An 18,783-nucleotide genomic window follows, 5' to 3' on the forward strand; every position below is an offset into this window, starting at 1 on the left:
GTATCTTTACTTTTCGAAACAGGATATTAAAATGAAAAAACTGCGTTTTATATACTACCTATCGCTGTTTGCAATACTTTCACAAGTTATTACCGCTTGCAACTCGTGTAGCAAACAAGGGGTTGATGTGACACAGGATTTATATGTTCCTGACTCAGTGATTGAGGTTGCACCGCCCCAGGTAAGCAAAGCGGTTACTGAGCAAATGATGCAAAATATTTCGTCGCCAGTTGAAACAGCGGCACTTATTAAAGGGTTAAAAATACCCTTCAATAAAAACTTTCTGGCCAGCACCAAGCAAGCCGAAAAGTTCAACACAAACTTTGAAAAAGCATTTGCCCTTGGGCTTTATGGTTGCGATTTGGGTTACCTCAACATGTATGAGAAAACCTCGTTTGTGGTCGATTACATCTCAACCATTAAGCGTTTAGCCGATGATATCCAGGTAGGTCAATTCTTTGACTTTAATACCCTAAAACGCCTGGCCACCAATAATGAAAACCTGGACTCATTAATCCTTATCTCACAACAAAGCTTCAACCGTATTGATAACTACTTGGCTGAAACAAACCGCTCAATGCTTAGCGCTGTTATTGTAGCCGGTGTTTGGGTTGAGGGGGCTTACCTTTCGAGTCGCGTGGCTCAAATTAGCAATCATCCCAGGATTAGGGAAACCATTGGAGAACAAAAAACCATTCTCAACTTCCTACTTGCCCTCCTAAAGGTTTACGATAAAGATCCCAACATGGCAAAGCTTATAACCGATTTTGAAAACATCAAAAAGATATACGATGAGGTAAAAATTACTTACGAAGTTGGAGAACCTGAAATGGTGGAGGAAAACGGAGTTTTAACCTTCAAGCAAACCGATAAGCAAATAATTCAGATGGACGATGAACTCTACCAAAGGTTGATTGTGGGTATACAGGAATTACGTAACGATTTATTAAAACTGTAAGAAATTTTCAGCTATGAAAAAGATATTATTCTCGTTATTGGTGGTGTTGATGGGTGTTACCTATTTTAACAAAGTAAATGCCCAATCGGAAGAGGAGTTGGTGCAAATCTGCACCATGGTAGCCGGCGATGCCGAATACCTAAAGGATTTCCGCATTAAGCTCGATGCTGGCGACCCTCCCCCTGTACAACGATTTCCAATTCTCCTGAAAAAGGATATCAAGTATCGCTTCACGGTTTGCAACTCCAAGGACTATGAAGGAAAGGTAATTCTGCAGCTTTTTGACAATAACAGGCAGCTGGCTACAACCTATATAGTTGCCACCGGTAAGGATTACCCATATATAGATTGGGTTTGTACCAAAACAGGAGCTTACCATTTGGTTTACTCCTTCAGGGATGGGAAAGCGGGACTGGCCGTTGGATTGCTCTCCATGGTAGGAACAATGTAAGGAATACACTATATATTCTATAAAAAAACCGCCTAAAAGGCGGTTTTTTTTGGCTTAATGGACATATTTCAGGCTGGCATAGCGTTTAACTCCAATAAATATCGAACTTTGGAGAATTTGAATGTCATGAATAAAAAATTTGTTTTTACTGTGGTTCGAAAAGGACGAAGAAAAATGGCTCAAGGAATGGTATCCAAATCTATAAATGCAACGACTGCCAACGCCAGTTTCTAGGAGGGCAGCGGATAGACAACCGGACTCTTTGGTTAGAATACACCGAAGGCAAACAAACCTACAGCCAACTGGCATTGAAATATGGTGTTTCGGTAAGAACCATTCAGCGACGGCTAGATAAAGTATTTGTATCCCAACAGTTCTATAGGCCTAAGGAAAGTATTGTTTTAATGGATACTACCTACTTTGGACGTGATTTTGGCGTCATGGTGTTTAAAGATACAGAAGGTCATCACCTGTACTGGAAGTATGTAAAGTACGAGACCATCAGTGAGTATGTTGCGGGCATAAGACACCTCGAAAACCAGGGTATAAAGGTAAAGGGCATTGTATGTGATGGGAGAAAAGGTTTATTCAAAGCATTGCAGGACTACCCCGTTCAAATGTGCCAGTACCACCAAGTGGCCATTGTAACGCGGTATATCACTAGAAAGCCTAAGGTTCAGGCATCGAGAGAGCTGAAAGAAATCGTTCATCTACTACCCCACACGGATAAGGAAAGCTTTTGGGGTGCACTTGACGAGTGGCATTCAAAATGGGAAGAGTACATAAACACAAGGGCTATTAACCCTGAAACCGGGAAAAGCCGGTATGTACACAAAAGGCTGAGGAGTGCCTACAAAAGTTTAGAGCACAATAAGCAATACCTGTTTACCTGGTACGACAACATGGAACTGGGGTTGCCCAACACTAATAATCAGCTTGAAGGGACTTTTACCGCTCTGAAAAACAAGCTTCGAAACCATAACGGGCTAAGCCGCAAACGTAAAGAAAAGTTTATAAATGAGTTTTTGAAGGCATCTGCTCTTGGAATTGTCAATAAATAAAGGCTGACGAGTGTCAGCCTTTATGACCATTCCAGTCGGTCAGGATATTCCTGACAGGTTGCTCTCCAGCAGAGCCTGTTTCTGCTTACCTGACATACAAAACTATTAATACTATTTGCTTCTTTCGAAAAACATTAAAAATAAAAAGCCTGAAAAATGTCCATTAGAACAAACTACCTAAAAAATAGCCTGAATTTTGTCCATTACGCCGTTTTTTTTTATTGACTAGTGATTTTTCTCTAAAAATGTTTCAGTATCAACATTTTATTAGCCCAAATTATTTTGTTTATTCATGGAACTTGAGTTCCACTTTTCACTTTTCACTTTTCACAATTCTTCTAACTTCCTCTAACTTCCTTTAACTTCATCATATTCTGTTTATTCCGACTCATTACTGCTTAAAATCACACATTAAACTTTTAACGGTTCACGGTTCACGTTTAACGGACTAAAACTTCCTCTAACTTCCTCTAACTACTTCATATTCCCATTCATTCCGACCCATTCCTCAAAAATCATGGCACTTGGTTTAATTTTTCTCTACCTCCAGTACAAGATCTTTTACCTTACTCCAGCGTGTACCATCCATTTTTGGACCAAGCACCTCAATAACATGTCCGGAGAGAATAGCCCCTATTTCACCACACTTAAGGAGTGAAAGGCCTTTTGATAATCCGTAAAGGAACCCTGCTGCGTACAAATCGCCAGCTCCGGTGGTGTCGATACTTGAAACTTCAATTACTCCAACCTCATAGGTTGTTTCACCTTGCTTAATGATAGAGCCATAGGCTCCCAGCTTTACAACAGCAATATCGGCCAACTTCCCAAGTTCATTCAATGCCTCAACGGGCATTTTACCCGTAAATGCTTTTGCCTCTTCCTCGTTGGCAAATACAATATCAACATAGTTTTCAACTATTTCGCGGAGGAAATCACGGTTCTCCTCAACTACATTATAGCTTGCCAAATCCAGCGAAATGCTGCAACCACTCTGCTTGGCAAGTTCCACTGCTTTCCTTACAAGACTATGGTTTTGCACCAGGTAACCCTCAATATGAAAATGGGTATACCCACTAAATAGTGAGGGGTTAAGGTCGTTAGGGGTCATTTCAATGGCTGCACCAAGGTAAACAGCAAAGGTGCGCTCGGAATCGGGGGTGATAAAGGCCAATGCCCTACCCGACTCGGCGTTGCCCTTAAGCATTATTGGTGTAATGCCGTTCTGCGTCATATCGTTAGCAAAAGCCTGGCCAAACGAGTCGTCGCCCACCTTGCCAATGAAAGCTGTACTCATGCCAAGATTTGCCAAGCCGTGAATGGTGTTAGCAGCGCTTCCGCCTGCGGCAAGGGTACGGGGGAGCCCCTCGGTCTGGGCCAGTATGCTTTGCATGCGCTCAGCATCAACTAGCTGCATGCTTCCTTTGGGTAAATTCAGCTCAAAGAGTTTTGCATCGTTTGGTAGCTGCACAAGGATATCAACCAATGCATTCCCAAGTCCAAGAAACTTTGCCATAATCTATCAGCGGTTTAATCAGATGGTAAATATACAAAAAAATAAAACCCCGATTTTCATCGGGGTTTGCTCCTCATCTAGGACTTGAACCTAGGACCCCCTGATTAACAGTCAGGTGCTCTAACCAACTGAGCTAATGAGGAGTGCTGTTCTGTTATTGCGGTGCAAAAATAATATTTTTTGAGAATACGAACCAAATTTTTTAAAAAAATTTTTATCCAAATAGCCCAATACCACTAAACTACAACATTCTGAGGGTTTTGCAAAATCCACTTTTGGATATTGTCCAGAACAATACTTGCCCGCTTGCCGATTGCCTCGTGGGTGGCGTAGGCAATGTGGGGTAGTAAAATAGTATTGGGGGCTTTGAGTAATGGGTGATCGGCCTCAATGGGTGGCTCATGCTCATATACATCAATAGCAGCCCCGGCTATCTGCCCTTTCTGAAGGGCTGTACTTAAAGCCATACAATCCACAATACTGCCCCTGGCGGTATTAATAATCACCGCCGCTGGCTTCATCAGGCTTATCAGCGACTTATTAACTAAACCCACCGTTTGTTGTGTTGCAGGTAGATGGAGCGATAAAATATCGGAGTCTCTGAACAGCTCTTCAAGCTCTACAAAGGAAACTCCGGGAGTGGGCTTGGGTGAACGGGTATGAGCTATAACTTTACATCCGTAAGCTAATGCCAGGTTAGCCACTCGCTGACCAATTGCACCAAACCCAAGTATTCCGAATGTTTTGCCAGCCAGTTCGCCACCTAAGAAACCACTACGGGTGCCCCCGCTACGGGTTGCAGCATCAAAATGAACAATATTGCGGAGCAATGAAACCGCTAGGGCTAACGTTAACTCAGCCACTGCTGTTGTACTATATCCTGCAGCATTACACACGTTAATTGAGTGTTCCCTACAGTAATCGAGCGGAACATGGTCGACCCCGGTAAATGCTACCGAAATTAGCTTAAGCGAGGGGCACGACTGTAGGGTTGATGCTGCAATGGGGTGGTTTGAGATAACAAGCACTTCAGCACCTTGAATGCGCTGCTGCAAATCGGACTGTGAGGCTGGAACGGTATCGAAATACACCACTTCATAGCCATATTTAAGCATTTCTGCTGCAAACGTGTCTGCCGTTGTCCTGTTAAGCCCTATGGGCTCAGCAAATACTATTCTTTTACTCATTGCTAAACTTTTTTATCAATACTGCTGGTAATGAATACAAACTAGGTGCTCAGAAGGAACCGCCATGGTACCTTTGACCAGTATGGCCCGGCATAGTCAATTCCAATGCGGGGCGTGGTTATGAAACTAGGTGCAACTCCGGTATCCTCTAGCCAAAGGCGATTTGAGGTCACCAAATCCTCACCATAAAAGGATTTGTCAATGGCAAGCAAGCGGGTAAGCTTTCCTGGGCCATCGGCTCCTGTTACCCCCCTTACAAGTACGGCCTGTGGATTGTTTTCAACCGAGGTAACCACATTGAACATCCAGTACATCCCGTAGATAAGGTAAACGTAAACCAGCCCACCCCGTGCGAACATCACCCTGTTACGCTCGGTCATGCCCTTGCTGGCATGGCACCCCAAATCATCGGTTCCGCGGTAGGCCTCAACCTCGGTGATGGTTACCCGTAACTCGTCGCCACTTTCGAATTTTCGAACCAGTGTTTTGCCCAGCAGGTCAGGGGCCACCTCAAGAACATCGCGCTGGTAGAACTGACTATCGAGCCGCATAATCTTCTTTCTTTACTATTGGAAAACTATGCCCAAAAAGGAAAAACGCACTGAAGACCGCTACAAATGATATGCCTGTATGGGTAAGCATGGTATCCTCAAAAAGCATCGAAATCAGAACCATTATCCAAAAATAGAGTACTGGCATTGCCTTTAGATTCGACGAAAATAAAAAGGGTAGAGCTAGCGAGAGCAGGAAAACTGCTAACCCGATAATTCCTGCCGAAGCCCAAATTGTTAAGTACTGATTGTGAGGCATAAACCGGTAGCTCTGTGGTAAATCAACCTTATAAATATCATAGAATTGGTTCATGGCAGTAGGCAAATCGCCGTAACCAACACCAAGTATAGGGCTCCCCTTAATAACGTGCCATGCCGCACGGGCATAAATCAAACGGCGAAGAACAGAACCTCCTGTTAGTGTGCCTGATTGCCTGAACTTATTAAGTTCATAGAAAAACTCGTAGAGTCGGCTCTCAAAACCTGTTGCCTTCTTTTTGAAAATTGTATTTGTATACCCAAGTTCAACTAAAGCAATATCGGCCGAATCGAGGTGACTTAATCCGACAGAGTCCTTTGTAAGCCCTGCCGATGTTAAGTAGCGTATTAAGGTGCTCCTTAAGGGTTGGCCCTTTTTATCGGTTCCATCGTACAATAGATTGCTCCGTTCAGGCCACTCGTTCCGTAGTTCATCTTCGCAAATGTTGATATTTACAAGATACCCATTCTCCGTTTCCTTGGATAACACATCGTGTTGGTAAGGATTTCCATTTACTGTAGTAGTTTTTGGGCTATTTTCCGGGCTAAGCCTAATGGTATTCATGCTATCATACTTGTGCAATAAGTACGATAACATAAGAAAAATCAATGTTGATAAACCAGTAATAGTAACAAAGCGAGCAACAGAGCCAAGCCCAAACAGATACTTTATAGCAATTAGCACTATCAAAAGAACTAGCATTAAAATGCCGGTAAACGAAGCCAAGAGAAAGAGGAAAAACAGAAACCATAACAAAACAAAGAGATGAAGCAGTATGGCAAGGGTTTTCGTTGGCGGTTGATGTACAATAAAGTAAACCATGATTGCAAGGGCAAGATTTACCATCAGTGCAAGCCTAATATGCGATATGAACGGCGATATTTTTCTAATATCGGCTGTATCGCCGGTAAGGTAATTGTAGGTACCTAGTATTGTAACTATTAAAGTGGAAAGAATAAAAAGCCAGAGTAAAAACCTAAACTCCTTACCGGTTAATTCCTGGGAAGCAGCAATAATTGGTGGTATCAGTAGAACAGGCAGCCAAAGGCGGATAATCTCAAAGCCTAAACGATGATTACTGGAAAGCAATCCGCTAAGCAGGATAGGTAAATACATTGCCATGAAGACCAAAACCATTGGTTGGGACTTCAGCCGTTGTAGCTTTATTGCCCAGTTGCCGCTCAAAAGAAAGTTAACAACCAACGTAATTGTTCCAATGCTTAAACCAATAATTGAGGAGGGTAAACTGGACAGAATTACCGCAAGAGCGGCAAGATATACTTTCTGATGGAAATGCTCACCAAACATCAACTCAGCAAATTTTTACAAATATAGTTATTTGGAAGGTAGCCAACTGGTCAAAAGCAATTGGTTATTGATTAAACGAATATGAAAATGTATTTACCCCCTTAAAGCTATGTAAATCTAATATATCAGCCTAATCTGCATTCTATTGAATTTACTCTCAACTTGTCATCCTGAGCAGCCTGTCCCGCCCTAGCGGTGAGCGAAGGATCTCATTTTTAGTGTGCAGTGTGCAGTGTGCAGTGTACAGTGTATGGGGGTGGTTAGTGGTTGGTGTTTGGTTTTTAGTGTTTAGTGTAGGTTAATATAACCAGTGTAAATCTAGAAAATCAGCATAATCTGCGTTCTATTAATCTAACTATCAAACATCAACTAAAAACTACTCACACTAAGTCCTATTGGGTTAAGGAGCCCTATTCAAGGGCAAGGGGGTATATGTTATTTTTTGCATAAATATCTACAAGAATAAAATTCGCATTTTTATGTTAAAATATCACCAAGAATTTGATATCGTATTAAATGTTAGTAACTTAAAAGCCTTCCTTATATCATTTTTGTATGAAAGCAAATAATGCACTATCCTGGAAAATCCTGATTTTACTGCTGTTGAACTGGTTAGCAATTTCGGGGTTTGCACAAAAAGGAATTCCTTTTATTACCAACTTCACGCTCCCGGTGAGCATGAGCACTGATAACTATCAGGTTGTTCAGGGTGATAACAATATGATATATGTTCTTAACCAGAACGGCATTTTCAGTTTCGATGGGTACAACTGGGAACACCTGCCAGTTGGTGGGCAACCCATGGCAATTACTTATTTAGATAAACTATTTGTAGGTGGCGATAAGGTTCTGGGTTACTTTAAGAAAAATTTGAATGGAATAAATGTTTTTGTTCCCATAGAGCAGAATAGAACTGAATTGTTTTACCTTTTTCATCACTTTAACAATATTCTTTACGCTGCCGGCGTTGATGGCATTTATAAAATTCGAAGAGTTGAACCTTACAGGGTTGAAAATTACTATACCGAGAGGGATAGTACCCAAATCATTACCGATATGTTTAGTGTGGGTGAACAATTATTCATTGTAAAAAACAAATCGGCTTTTTTTAGGGTTTACAAACAGGATGCAACACAAATAAATACTTCAGTTCTGGGGAATAGCGAGATACTGTTCTCATTTAAACATAACAATGAACAAATTATTGGAACAAGTTCCAATAGAGTTTTCAAATTTGACGGAAAAACATTCTCGCCAATCATTTTAAAAGACCAGAATTACATTGATGCCAGCTACTTAACAAGCGGTATCTCATTTGATGATAAGTCAATTGCATTATCCACATTAATTGGCGGATGTGTAATTGTAAATACCATTACCGGCGAAACAAGCCATATCATTAACTACTCCAGCGGTTTACCCGATGATGAAGTTAACGCAATGGGTAAGGACAGCAACGGAGGACTTTGGTTAGTACATGGAATGGGAATTTCCAGGGTTGATTTATCTGTCCCTATTTCGTCGTACCACCACATTTCGGGATTGCAGGGAAATATTCTATCTACAGTAAAGTTTAATGGTTCATTATACGTGGGAACCAGCGATGGGCTATATAGGTTAACTGAAGTACAGAATTACTCTACCAAAACCATTCAGTTCACTACCCAAAAACCCGTTGTAAAAAAAGTAAAACAAGCTGTTCAGCCGCAACCCCCTCAGGAACCTGAAAAAGACCAACAGACAGCTGCAAAGAAAAAAGGCTTATTTGCCAGAATCTTTGGTGGGGAACGAGCAGAGCAAATGCCAATGGAACCTAGCCAAATCCATACCAATGAAATTGAAACAGAGCAAATAGAATACGAAAAAAAAGTAATCAAAAAGAAAGAGCGCTTGTTGCTCTCAAGCAACTTTATTTACCAGAAAATTAGTGGAATAAGTGGTAAAATTAGCGCGCTTCAGACCTGGAACAATAATCTTTTAATAGCGTCGAGCACCGGATTATACTATATCGGCATTGCTGATCCAAAGCCCATTATTCCCAGCCAATATATTTTTAGCATCAATCCAAGTGTTTTCGACAAAAATGTCCTATACATTGGTTCGTGGGGAACACTTTACCGAATTAAATACGAAGGAGGCAATTTAAACCCAAGGGCGGTATTAAAACTTAACAACGAAAAAATTACATCGGTTTCGGAGATAACCGAATCGGAAATAGTATTTACAACCGATTATAAAGTGTACAAAGCAACTAATATTAACTCAGGTAACCCCAAACTGATTCCCATTTCCGAAGGTAAATACTCGGTTGTATCGCCTGTTGTACGAAAGTTAGGTGCTGAATACCTGATTATTACCCCTACTTGGGTATTTAAGTTTTACCATACTGCCGATAGCATTGGTGCACATCCCGAATATGCCCAACAAACCAATTACAAGGCATTCTACTCTAGCCCCGAGCAAACCTGGTTAAGAGCCGGACAGATATGGTACCCCTTCCCAAAAACGGAACAGAATCAAAGGATTGCAAAGTACATAGGACTGCTTGACCGGGTTAACTCTATAAGCTATGCCGATAGCAACGAGGTTTGGGTGGTAAATGGTTTTAGCCAGCTATACAAAATCTACCCAACCAAGCAAAACGATACCCTTAAAGCGGTTAACCTTTTCGTAAAACAGGTTTTGGATAAATCCGGGAATAATCTTAACACCAATTACGTTGAGCTGGAAGCTAACAACAACGCATTTAAGATTAAGCTGGGTGCACCCTTCTACCTGAAGGAGAAAGGCGTGGAATACCAGTTCAAGCTTAAAGGGCTTATGTCCGAGTGGTCCGACTGGGGTAATGTTCCGGAAAAAGACTTCCCATACTTCCCTCCGGGAAACCACGTCCTGCAGATTCGTGCCCGCGACGCCATGAATAATATCAGCGATATTAAGGAGTACTCGTTTAGCGTTACCCCTCCAATCTACCAAACAATTTGGTTTTACTCACTGGTTGCAGCCATTGCTGTTACCCTTATTGTAGTAATTATTAGAGCTAGGGAGAAAAACCTCATCAAGGAAAAACAAATCCTTGAACAAAAGGTAAAGGAAAGGACAAAAACCATTGAGGAGCAAAAGAACGCCATTGAGAAACAGCGCGATGAGCTTAAAGTGTTGAACCAGGAAATTCTTCAGCAGAAGGAGGAAATTGAAGCGCAACGCGATGAAATAACATCGCAACGTGACCAAATAATATCGCAGAACCAGGATATCATTAAGAGTATTTCGTATGCCCGACGAATACAAACAGCCGTAATGCCAAGTAAGGAAGTTGCCGACATGATACTTAAGGATTACTTTATTTTACTTAAACCCCGCGATATTGTTAGTGGCGATTTCTACTGGATGACCCAGAAGGGGAGCAAAATAATTGTAGCCGCTGCCGATTGTACCGGGCATGGAGTACCCGGCGCATTTATGAGCTTGCTGGGAATTACCCTCCTTACCGAGATTGTTAAAAACACCAACGATGTTCGCCCTCACATTCTGCTGAATGAGTTAAGAACCAATATCAAAAAAGCCCTAGCGCAGGTGGGCAAGGAAAACGAAACAAAAGATGGAATGGACGTTGCCCTAAGCGTAATTGATTACGATACTAGCACCCTCCTGTTTGCCGGTGCGTACAATCCGCTCTACCTGATTAGAGACAGAAAATTGATTGAGTACAAGGGTGATAAAATGCCTGTTGGAGTACATATAAACGAGGTAGAATCATTTACCCTTCATGAGATTGAGATAAAAAAGAACGATTGCATATACATGTTCTCCGATGGATATGTTGACCAGTTTGGCGGGCCCGATAACCGCAAGTTTATGTCAAAGAACTTCAAGGAACTTTTGCTTAGTATTTCCGAAAAGGATATGTCAGAGCAAAAAACAATTCTTGACGATACCATTGACCAATGGATTGGCCCCCACGACCAACTCGACGATATTCTGGTAATGGGAATACGGCTATAGAACCCGGAACAGGGCTGGTTCATTGTTACAGCTACCCGCCCGCACGGAATTACAATAAACACCTTTATATTAAACCCCTTTAAACCGTGTAAAGCTAACAAATCAGCGTAATCTGCGTTCCCTTGAATTTTCTCTCAACTTGTCATCCTGAGTGGCCTGTCCCGCCCTAGCGGAGAGCGAAGGATCTCATTTTTAGTGTGCAGTGTACAGTGTACAGGGGTGGTTGGTGTTTGGTGTTTAGTGTTTGGTTTTTAGTGTTTAGTATTTGGTTAATATTACCTGTGTAAATCTAGAAAATCAGCGTAATCTGTGTTCTATTAAGCTCACTATCAATCATCAACGAACAACTTCAGGTGTTAAGTAGAGTAGTATAAAAAAAATAAAAAGTTCATTTGATGATTAGTGAAAATATTATATTTTTGAATAAACCTTACAAAAAGTACGGTTATACACCCAAAATAGATGTATATAATTACTTTTGGTACGGTTATAAACGAGTTGTAGCCAATGCATAAAACGACCAACAGCCTAATAACGAGATAATTTTAAAAATAAGATTGATATGTACTATTTGAAATGTAGTAATTGTGGACACTTTAACGAGGTCAAAACAGAGTATTTAGTTTTTTGTGCAAACTGTAATAAAAAACTTGATAACAGTTATTCGGAATGGACTAAACGTAATTCCGACAAGTCATTTGATGATTATAAACAGTTGATTTGTACGACAGAGAAAACAGATTTATCGAAAGATAAACCAAAATCCAAGAAAATTAAAGGACTAAAATATTGGATTGGATTTACTGTTGCATTTGCAATCTTTTATGCTATTGGACAAATCGGAGGAGAAAAACTTGCTGGATTATTTCGGAAACCTGCATTTGATAAGGCATTAATGGAAACGGCAAGCGAGATTAATAAATCTTGCCCCATAATGATAGATAATGCAACAAGATTGGATAATGCGATGGCAATGCCTGATAATGTATTTCAATATAATTACACATTGGTAAGCATGATTAAAGATTCGATTAATATTGACGAATTAAAAGGTTATCTTGAGCCGACAATTACAAATTTTGTTAAGACTAATCCTGATATGAAGGCAATGCGTGATAACAAGGTAACTGTAAATTATTATTATAAGGACAAAATGGGAGTGTATTTATTTACAATATCTGTAAAACCAGAACAATATGAATGATTGATAATTAATGCACTGGCTACAACACGCGGTCATAAAACATGCCGGTTTCAGTGGGTTTTCGAGCGTTTCGTCCCGCCTCATGGGTTTGTCACGGGGGATACGGACGCAACCTTGCAATCCGGCACGTTTCATACCGCCAACCGTTGTGCACAATTATAGAGATCAATGCCGACATGAAAAATTGAACTTTCAAATAATTTTACATAATGAGTAAGGAGAATGAAATAAAAGATTTTTTAACGGCTGATTCCTCATCGGTAAAGAAAAAACCAGAAGAGTTATTATCCGTTCCTTCTAGTCCATTCCTAAATATCAAACGTGACTTAAATGAAGAAGATTTAAAAAGTCCCGCAGTACAGAGATTGCTATTAAGTGAAAACGACAAGCTTGAACATCAGGTTCATAGATTGGAAATTTTTGAAGAGAAGTTCCATTCACTTGATAAGGAATGTGCTGTGCTAAAAGAAAAGGTAAGTCAAAATACTGCATTTGAGATTATTTTTACAACATGTATTGCGATTGGCTCTGCACTATGTGGAATCTCAAGTTTGTATTGGTCTCAAAAAGGATATATTCTTCTATTAATTGGTTTAGGACTTACATTGGGTGGTATTTTAGCTAAAATTGTTAAAAAATGAAAATTCAAATTCATTCATTTATAGACAAGGGAAATATTAATTCTGAACGGATTGCTTTGAGAGCTTCTGCAGATTGTAATCTTAAATTCTTTTGTATACACTTAACTTACGAATTAAGTTCAGGTGGCTTCTATAATCAACCTAAACATACTTATTGGTTTCCACCTCAGGATATAAAATCCGGAGATTGGATTGTTATTTACACTGGACATGGTAAATCTTCTAGTAAGAAAAATGAGGACGGTTCAACTTCATATTTTTACTATTGGGGATTAGATAATATTATATTTAATAAACCTGAAGATACGATTGTACTTGCAGAATTAAATACATGGCAAACTAAGAATAATAGATAACTGTACACAACATGCTGGCATAAAACATAGTGGTTTCAGTGTAGTTTGCAAGCTCGTCTCCCGTTGCCAAGGTCAGTAACGGGGGATAGGTTCGCAGCCACGCAATACGCTAGGTTTCATACACATAACCGTTAGGAACCATTCTGAAGAAATTATGATGTATGGATAAAAAAACAACACTTGATATACTTTATCAAGAAAGAAACAGATTAAATCAAAAATATAGTACTCATGGATGGAATTTGTGGGCTGCAATAGGTGCATTATCTGCTCTAACATGGACATTCTTATCTCAAATTGAAACAAAATCATTTGCAACTAAAGAAGTTATTTCTGTTTTTATTATTTGTTTTTGTCTCTATTATTTATTTTATATTTCATACTCCTTAATCAAACCTAATCAATTTTCAAAAGAACTAATAACTAAAAGATATTACTATTTCGACAAAGACTTTTCAAATATCAAGTTTAGTATAATCTCTCATATAATTTTATTTAGTTTTTTTATTTACTCTAATTGGAGTTTAGGTTATTTGAGTGGAATATTCTCTATAGTTTTTATTGTTTTAAACATTGGAATTATTGTTTATCTAGTATTATTATTATTTTTAAGTATTATCAATATTCCTATACCAAAGGATACAAACCCTTCCTTTAAATTTACAACAATACTAATTCTTAGACTTTTAATTATTGGAATTATCTTAATAATAATTGGTTTAATAATTAATATTAGAAGTAAAGATTTAATTTCTTCAATTAAATTTGGCTTTATAATTTTCGGATTTTATTATTTAATTATTTTATTAAATAATATGTTAAGACCGAATAAAATATTAGACAAAATTGATGAACTTGTTGAATGTGCACTTTTCGAAAAGAAAACAAATGAAAATATTTTAAATGAACTTGAAATTTTAATACTAGGATTAGAATTAAGAGCATATTTCGAAACAACACTAATAAATTATTTCAATGCTATTGATAAATTTGAGAAACATTGTGAGCTTCTAAATGAAGACATTGATGAATTCAAAACTGCTGAAAAAGATTTATCAACAATTATTGGTGCTATAAATATTGACAATAAAATAGAAGAGATTTTAAAAAAAGTTGATGTTTTAGGCAATGATATAGATGATATTGAAAAATATAGCAAAAGGATATTAAACAAAATCGCTACTATTATTTTTTATAAAAACACAAAAGATGATATAGTGAAAATTATTGAGTCGGTTAGATTGAGATTTAACGAAAGTAAAGAAAAATATAACATTACAAAGAATAAAGTTTTGTCAATGTTAGAAAACTATAGGAATCTTAAAAGATAAAAAACGGTGCCTATCAGGCTGTTCCTTTCACTGGGGCTTATGACGCAGATGCAGAATATTTATTACATTTAACTAACTTTTTAACGGCGGATAACGCCGCTGGCGGTTAACTCCCCAGCAGTTTAAACCGCCGACCGTTACACAATAAAATTAACCTAACACCTCTGTTCACTACATTCTAATAAAGCTATTCTTTTGTGAGCTCTAAACTGGGTCAGGGTAATCACATCATGACAAAGTATGGAAGTTTCTTAATCCCGTCATTTTTACAGTCAACTATCAACAAACAAATATCAACTACCTTCAACGCAATGAAGTGTAAGCTTGAAGAACCAGGGATGTTGGTTAGCAAGAAGAAATTGTGCCTCATTTAAAGTAAACCCATCCTCCCAATTAGGTTTTACAGAATAGAATGAATAAATTCGCGTATCCAAGCGATACGAAATGGAACAGAAAAAGAAAGAGGAGAAAAGCGCACTTATAGTAAATCCGGGCATTGAACAGCCACCCATGGTGAATGAGGATGCCATTAAACGTTTCAAGGCTAAAAAGCGAAAGCTGCTGAGCGCTGAGGAGTATATGGATGGTATAAAGAATGGTAATATTCCCATACTCAGCCAGGCCATTACCCTTATTGAGAGTTCGCTTCCGCAGCATCAGGAGCTGGCAAGGGAACTGGTTGAGCAATGCCTCCCCCTTTCGGGTCGTTCGGTTAGGATTGGTATAACCGGTGTTCCCGGAGTTGGTAAAAGCACTTTCATTGAGGCGCTGGGAAGCACCATAACCGCTCAGGGACACAAGCTGGCCGTGCTGGCCGTTGACCCAAGCAGCGAGCGGAGCAAGGGAAGCATACTTGGCGATAAAACCCGCATGGAGTCCCTTAGCGCCGATCCCAATGCATTCATCAGGCCTTCGCCCTCGGCGGGTTCACTGGGCGGGGTTGCCCGCAAAACGCGCGAGACCATTATTCTTTGCGAAGCTGCCGGTTTCGATACTATATTTATCGAAACGGTTGGTGTTGGGCAAAGCGAGGTGGCGGTTCATTCCATGGTCGATTTCTTTCTGCTGCTTATGCTCGCCGGTGCCGGCGATGAACTCCAGGGAATTAAGCGCGGCATAATGGAAATGGCCGATATGATTGCCATTACCAAAGCCGATGGAAGCAACATCCAAAAGGCAAAACTTGCTCAGGCCGAGTACCAGAACGCCCTACACCTTTTCCCTGCCACGGAATCGGGATGGGTACCCCAAGCGGTTACATGCTCATCGGTTAACAAAACAGGTATATTGGAGATTTGGAGTACCATAAACCAGTACATGGCATTTACCAAGGCAAATGGCTACTTTAGCCACAGGCGAAGCCAGCAGGCAAAGTACTGGATGTACGAAACCATAAACGAGGAGCTGAAAAACCGTTTTTACCACAGCACACAGGTGAGTACCATGATTAAATGGATTGAGCACGAGGTTACTCATAACAAGCTTAGCTCATTTGCGGCCGCACAAAAACTAATCGATGTGTATTTTGAACAGAATGGTAATAAGTAGAATTCTATGACCTTTGATGAGATAAAACAACGTTTAAAGCACTACACGGTTGGCATTGCCGGTGCAGGTGGACTTGGCAGTAATGTAGCCATGCACCTCACGCGGGTTGGCATTGGAAAGCTGGTAGTTGCCGACTTTGATGTAGTTCAGGAAAGCAACCTGAACAGGCAGTTCTACTTCAGGCACCAGCTTGGCGCCAAAAAGGTTGAGGCGCTAAAAACAAACCTTTTAGCCATAAACCCGGAACTTAACATAGTAATACACAGTATTAAACTCGATGCCCTAAGCATCAAGGAAATTTTTAGTGATGTTGATATTATGGTTGAGGCCTTTGACAGGGCCGAAATGAAAGAGGTAATTGCCGAGGTTTTCCAAACCGAATACCCCAACATTCCCCTGGTAATGGGCAATGGTATGGCCGGTTGGGGTAAATCGAACGAAATGCGGGTTAACCGGTTTGGCAACCTTTACATCTGCGGCGATGGAGTATCGGAGATTGCCGATGAACTACCTCCCCTCTCGCCCAGGGTGGGTATCTGTGCAGCCATGCAGGCCAACGTGGTTTTGGAATTGCTGTTGGGTAGCAAGTAGTATAAGTCAAGTCCTGCAGCTTCATAAAGAAGCGATAGCCTTTTAATACAAAATCTGTTTGAAGCAAAATCAATTTATACTATATCTTTGCATCAAAAGTAAAAATCAAACTTCATGTTTTCAGGAATAGTTGAGGAACCGGCAAAAGTGGTTGCGTTGGAGCGGGAAAAGGAGAACCTGCATATCACCCTAACCTGCTCGTTTGTAAATGATTTAAAGATTGACCAGAGCGTTTCGCACAATGGCGTTTGTTTAACTGTAGTGAAAAAGGACAACGCTACTTACACTGTTACCGCCATTAAGGAAACCCTTGAGAAATCGAACCTGGGGCAACTCAAGGTAGGCGATAAGGTTAACGTGGAACGCAGCATGAAAATCGATAGCCTGCTCGATGGGCATATGGTACAAGGCCATGTTGACCAAACTGCCGTTTGCACCGATGTTCAGGAAGCCGATGGTAGCTGGTACTACACCTTTGAGTACGACCCCTCCAAGGGGAATATTACCGTTGAAAAGGGTTCAATTGCCGTAAACGGCGTAAGCTTAACGGTGGTTAACTCCCGTGAGAACTCGTTTCAGGTGGCTATAATCCCCTATACATACGAGCATACCAACTTTCATGAAATTAAGAAAGGAACCGTTGTAAACCTGGAGTTCGATATTGTTGGTAAATACATCACCAAAATACTTAAGCAGTACCTGGAATCGGGCCAGCTTAACAGGCTTACCGGCAAGTAAAACAAATGACGGTTAAAAAAATCTTTGAATCGCCACGCTCCCTCTCGTTAACTATTGCATCTATAGTTAGCGTACTGGCTGCAGTATGTTTTCTGTTTATCGTCAACTTTACGCAGGGGCAACAGCTGCTTAAGCTTGTTGCCTTTACGCTTTCTGTTTTTACAATAACCTTTCTGAGTAGCCTTTTACTGGTCAACCTTTTTGTATCAAAAAGGATTAAGCCTCTATACAAGGCTTTATACAGCATTGATAAGGCCAACGCCGACCTTGTTGACGAGCTTGACCAGAACAACCTGTTACAGCGGCTCGAATACGACTTAAGGGTATGGGCCGAAGCAAAAACTGACGAAATAGACCGGTTAAAGCAGATGGAGCGTTACCGTAAGGAGTTCCTGGGAAACGTATCGCACGAGCTTAAAACGCCTATTTTTAATATTCAGGGATATGTGCTCACCCTGCTGGATGGCGGACTGGAGGACCCAAGTATTAATCGGCGTTACCTGGAACGTACCGAGAAAAGCATAAACCGCCTAATTGGTATTGTTGAGGATCTGGAGCTAATCACAAAGCTCGAGGCTGGTGAGCTGCAGCTCAACCTGGAACGCTTCAACATTATAAGCCTGATTGAGGAAACATTTGAGGCCCTTGAGGAAAGGGCAAAGCAGAAAAATATCACCCTGAAACTTGACAAGGAGTTTGGCAAGCCTGTTTGGGTTTATGCCGATAAAAAAAGAATCTCGCAGGTACTTTATAATCTTATTATCAACTCCATTTTTTATGGGAAGGAAGACGGGGTAACCACTGTATCGGTTTCCGATATTGGAACAAGGGTACAGGTTGAAGTAAACGATAATGGTATTGGGATTGACCAGAAGGATTTACCCCGAATATTTGAACGCTTTTACAGGGTTGATAAAAGCCGTTCGCGCGACCAGGGTGGAACCGGGCTTGGCCTTGCCATTGTAAAGCATATCATTGAAGGGCACAAGCAGGTTATTGGTGTGCGCAGTAGCCTAAACCAGGGAACAACCTTTAGCTTTACGCTCGATAAACCTAAAAAATAGGCAGCACCAAGCTGCGT

17 protein-coding genes and 1 tRNA gene are annotated in these 18,783 nt (G+C 40.4%); 13 read left to right on the forward strand and 5 right to left on the reverse strand.

What is annotated here, in order from left to right:
- Positions 1–31: 31 nt before the first annotated feature.
- The 3 genes from AB6811_RS02690 (at position 32) to AB6811_RS02700 (ending at position 2,470) form a co-directional block, all read left to right on the forward strand.
- Positions 32–958, forward strand: a complete 927-nt coding sequence (locus AB6811_RS02690) for a hypothetical protein (protein WP_369488794.1) — start codon at positions 32–34, stop codon at positions 956–958.
- A gap of 13 nt (positions 959–971) precedes the next feature.
- Complete coding sequence (locus AB6811_RS02695; RefSeq protein ID WP_369488795.1) at positions 972–1,409, forward strand: hypothetical protein; 438 nt, start codon at positions 972–974, stop codon at positions 1,407–1,409.
- A gap of 137 nt (positions 1,410–1,546) precedes the next feature.
- Positions 1,547–2,470, forward strand: coding sequence for an IS256 family transposase, variant Zn-binding type (locus tag AB6811_RS02700; RefSeq protein ID WP_439655707.1), 924 nt, complete (start codon positions 1,547–1,549; stop codon positions 2,468–2,470).
- 529 nt (positions 2,471–2,999) lie between these two features.
- Here the strand turns inward: AB6811_RS02700 and AB6811_RS02705 are convergent.
- From AB6811_RS02705 to AB6811_RS02725, 5 genes are all read right to left on the reverse strand, one after another.
- Positions 3,000–3,983: an adenosine kinase gene (locus AB6811_RS02705; protein ID WP_369488799.1), complete on the reverse strand. Its 984-nt coding sequence runs from the start codon at positions 3,981–3,983 to the stop codon at positions 3,000–3,002.
- Positions 3,984–4,052: 69 nt separating this feature from the next.
- Positions 4,053–4,126: transfer RNA gene (locus AB6811_RS02710), tRNA-Asn, on the reverse strand.
- A 93-nt stretch (positions 4,127–4,219) separates the two neighbouring features.
- Positions 4,220–5,170 carry an NAD(P)-dependent oxidoreductase gene (locus tag AB6811_RS02715; RefSeq protein WP_369488801.1) on the reverse strand — a complete coding sequence of 317 codons (951 nt, stop codon included), beginning with the start codon at positions 5,168–5,170 and terminating at the stop codon, positions 4,220–4,222.
- Between the two features lie 41 nt (positions 5,171–5,211).
- Complete coding sequence (locus AB6811_RS02720) at positions 5,212–5,721, reverse strand: DNA-3-methyladenine glycosylase (RefSeq protein WP_369488802.1); 510 nt, start codon at positions 5,719–5,721, stop codon at positions 5,212–5,214.
- Positions 5,708–7,102, reverse strand: coding sequence for an O-antigen ligase family protein (locus tag AB6811_RS02725; RefSeq protein ID WP_369488804.1), 1,395 nt, complete (start codon positions 7,100–7,102; stop codon positions 5,708–5,710). Before AB6811_RS02725 ends, AB6811_RS02720 begins: the two co-directional genes overlap by 14 nt.
- On the opposite strand from AB6811_RS02725, the gene AB6811_RS02730 reads away from it, so the two are divergent.
- From AB6811_RS02730 to AB6811_RS02775, 10 genes are all read left to right on the forward strand, one after another.
- The gene (locus AB6811_RS02730) at positions 7,101–7,268 is read left to right on the forward strand and encodes a hypothetical protein (protein WP_369488806.1); all 168 of its coding nucleotides are present in this window, start codon (positions 7,101–7,103) and stop codon (positions 7,266–7,268) included. The two genes, AB6811_RS02725 and AB6811_RS02730, sit on opposite strands and share 2 nt — an antisense overlap.
- A gap of 575 nt (positions 7,269–7,843) precedes the next feature.
- A complete protein-coding gene (locus AB6811_RS02735) occupies positions 7,844–11,293 on the forward strand; it encodes a SpoIIE family protein phosphatase (RefSeq protein WP_369488808.1) in 3,450 nt (1,149 codons plus the stop codon).
- 562 nt (positions 11,294–11,855) lie between these two features.
- Positions 11,856–12,497 carry a DUF8479 domain-containing protein gene (locus AB6811_RS02740; protein ID WP_369488809.1) on the forward strand — a complete coding sequence of 214 codons (642 nt, stop codon included), beginning with the start codon at positions 11,856–11,858 and terminating at the stop codon, positions 12,495–12,497.
- A gap of 209 nt (positions 12,498–12,706) precedes the next feature.
- On the forward strand, positions 12,707–13,138 hold the full coding sequence (locus AB6811_RS02745; RefSeq protein ID WP_369488811.1) for a hypothetical protein: 432 nt from the start codon (positions 12,707–12,709) through the stop codon (positions 13,136–13,138).
- Positions 13,135–13,494, forward strand: a complete 360-nt coding sequence (locus AB6811_RS02750; RefSeq protein ID WP_369488813.1) for a hypothetical protein — start codon at positions 13,135–13,137, stop codon at positions 13,492–13,494. Before AB6811_RS02745 ends, AB6811_RS02750 begins: the two co-directional genes overlap by 4 nt.
- 161 nt (positions 13,495–13,655) lie before the next feature.
- Complete coding sequence (locus tag AB6811_RS02755) at positions 13,656–14,825, forward strand: hypothetical protein (RefSeq protein ID WP_369488815.1); 1,170 nt, start codon at positions 13,656–13,658, stop codon at positions 14,823–14,825.
- 444 nt (positions 14,826–15,269) lie between these two features.
- Positions 15,270–16,373, forward strand: coding sequence for a methylmalonyl Co-A mutase-associated GTPase MeaB (meaB, locus tag AB6811_RS02760; RefSeq protein ID WP_369488817.1), 1,104 nt, complete (start codon positions 15,270–15,272; stop codon positions 16,371–16,373).
- Positions 16,374–16,379: 6 nt separating this feature from the next.
- Positions 16,380–16,964 carry a sulfur carrier protein ThiS adenylyltransferase ThiF gene (thiF, locus tag AB6811_RS02765; protein ID WP_369488819.1) on the forward strand — a complete coding sequence of 195 codons (585 nt, stop codon included), beginning with the start codon at positions 16,380–16,382 and terminating at the stop codon, positions 16,962–16,964.
- A gap of 114 nt (positions 16,965–17,078) precedes the next feature.
- Positions 17,079–17,702: a riboflavin synthase gene (locus AB6811_RS02770; RefSeq protein WP_369488821.1), complete on the forward strand. Its 624-nt coding sequence runs from the start codon at positions 17,079–17,081 to the stop codon at positions 17,700–17,702.
- A gap of 5 nt (positions 17,703–17,707) precedes the next feature.
- Positions 17,708–18,766 (forward strand): sensor histidine kinase, encoded by a 1,059-nt coding sequence (locus AB6811_RS02775; protein WP_369488823.1) that lies wholly within the window; start codon positions 17,708–17,710, stop codon positions 18,764–18,766.
- Positions 18,767–18,783: the final 17 nt, after the last annotated feature.

The sequence above is a fragment of the Tenuifilum sp. 4138str genome (genome assembly GCF_041102575.1).
GTDB lineage: Bacteria > Bacteroidota > Bacteroidia > Bacteroidales > Tenuifilaceae > Tenuifilum > Tenuifilum osseticum.

Excerpts from the sequence above, each read along its gene's own strand:
- AB6811_RS02690 (WP_369488794.1), top strand. The coding sequence starts at position 32 with ATGAAAAAACTGCGTTTTATATACTACCTATCGCTGTTTGCAATACTT.
- AB6811_RS02695 (WP_369488795.1), top strand. The coding sequence starts at position 972 with ATGAAAAAGATATTATTCTCGTTATTGGTGGTGTTGATGGGTGTTACC.
- AB6811_RS02705 (WP_369488799.1), bottom strand. The coding sequence starts at position 3,983 with ATGGCAAAGTTTCTTGGACTTGGGAATGCATTGGTTGATATCCTTGTG.
- AB6811_RS02715 (WP_369488801.1), bottom strand. The coding sequence starts at position 5,170 with ATGAGTAAAAGAATAGTATTTGCTGAGCCCATAGGGCTTAACAGGACA.
- AB6811_RS02720 (WP_369488802.1), bottom strand. The coding sequence starts at position 5,721 with ATGCGGCTCGATAGTCAGTTCTACCAGCGCGATGTTCTTGAGGTGGCC.
- AB6811_RS02730 (WP_369488806.1), top strand. The coding sequence starts at position 7,101 with ATGAAGACCAAAACCATTGGTTGGGACTTCAGCCGTTGTAGCTTTATT.
- AB6811_RS02725 (WP_369488804.1), bottom strand. The coding sequence starts at position 7,102 with ATGGCAATGTATTTACCTATCCTGCTTAGCGGATTGCTTTCCAGTAAT.
- AB6811_RS02735 (WP_369488808.1), top strand. The coding sequence starts at position 7,844 with ATGAAAGCAAATAATGCACTATCCTGGAAAATCCTGATTTTACTGCTG.
- AB6811_RS02740 (WP_369488809.1), top strand. The coding sequence starts at position 11,856 with ATGTACTATTTGAAATGTAGTAATTGTGGACACTTTAACGAGGTCAAA.
- AB6811_RS02745 (WP_369488811.1), top strand. The coding sequence starts at position 12,707 with ATGAGTAAGGAGAATGAAATAAAAGATTTTTTAACGGCTGATTCCTCA.
- AB6811_RS02750 (WP_369488813.1), top strand. The coding sequence starts at position 13,135 with ATGAAAATTCAAATTCATTCATTTATAGACAAGGGAAATATTAATTCT.
- AB6811_RS02755 (WP_369488815.1), top strand. The coding sequence starts at position 13,656 with ATGGATAAAAAAACAACACTTGATATACTTTATCAAGAAAGAAACAGA.
- meaB (WP_369488817.1), top strand. The coding sequence starts at position 15,270 with ATGGAACAGAAAAAGAAAGAGGAGAAAAGCGCACTTATAGTAAATCCG.
- thiF (WP_369488819.1), top strand. The coding sequence starts at position 16,380 with ATGACCTTTGATGAGATAAAACAACGTTTAAAGCACTACACGGTTGGC.
- AB6811_RS02770 (WP_369488821.1), top strand. The coding sequence starts at position 17,079 with ATGTTTTCAGGAATAGTTGAGGAACCGGCAAAAGTGGTTGCGTTGGAG.
- AB6811_RS02775 (WP_369488823.1), top strand. The coding sequence starts at position 17,708 with ATGACGGTTAAAAAAATCTTTGAATCGCCACGCTCCCTCTCGTTAACT.